This window comes from Thioclava sp. UBA3469 (assembly GCF_002378135.1).
Classification (GTDB): domain Bacteria; phylum Pseudomonadota; class Alphaproteobacteria; order Rhodobacterales; family Rhodobacteraceae; genus Thioclava; species Thioclava sediminum.
In genome coordinates this window covers 1-903 of the sequence record NZ_DFRG01000158.1, presented here as the reverse complement: position 1 = coordinate 903, position 903 = coordinate 1, and the positions used below count along the sequence as shown (strand labels likewise).

The window sequence follows — 903 nt, the reverse complement described above, 5'->3', positions numbered from 1 at the left end:
ATCCACGCCATGCCGCCCGACCAGATCATCGGCGCGGTCTTCGGCGTGCCGCCCGCCTCGATGACATTGGCCTGCGCCAGCGCCTTGATGTCGACCTTCACGCCGATCTGCGACAGGTCCTGCTGGATCGCCTGCGCGATGCGCGGGTTCGGGTCGGTGTTCATCACGTAGAGCTCAGTCTCGAACCCGTCGGGATAGCCCGCATCCGCGAGCATCTGCTTGGCCTTTTCCTGATCGAAGGGATAGCCTTCGTAATCCTTGGTATAGCCCGGCATCGACGGCGGCAGCGGCTGGTTCGCGGGCGTGGCGCGACCGTTGATCATCTGAACGATGCGGTCCTTGTTGATCGCCATGTTCATCGCCTGACGCACCTCGACCTTGTCGAAGGGCTCCATCTGGACGTTGAGCGTGATGTAGCCGGTATGCAGCTGGCCACCCACGACGACCCGCTTGGCCTCGTCGGGATTGTCCATCACCTCGTTGAACTTCGCCGGCGGGATGCCGTCGCCGGGCACGTCCACCTCTCCCTGCTGCAGCCGCAGCAGCGCCACGATCGGCTCCTGACCGACCTCAAAAGTGATGCTATCGAGATAGGGCACGCCCTCGCGCCAGTAATCGGCGTTCTTCTCGAACACGAGCTGCTGACCGATGGTCCAGTCGGCGAGCTTGAACGCGCCGGTGCCGACGGGATGCTTGCCGAAATCGGTGCCGTATTCGTCGACCGCTTCCTTCGGCACGACCGAGGCGAAGTTCAGCGCCATTACGTGCAGGAAGGTCGCGTCGGGGCGCGAGAGCTCGATCTTGACCGTGTAGGGATCGACGACGGTGACGCCTTCGAGGCTGGTGGCCGAGCCGTCCGCCATCGCGTCATAGCCCTTGATCGAGCCGAAGAAGCCGGCACCC

1 protein-coding gene is annotated in these 903 nt (G+C 63.9%); it reads right to left on the bottom strand.

The annotated features are described in order from the left end of the window. Nucleotides 1–903, bottom strand: a 903-nt coding sequence (locus B3D39_RS12200) for an ABC transporter substrate-binding protein (RefSeq protein ID WP_286789733.1), incomplete at both ends; no start/stop codon positions are given.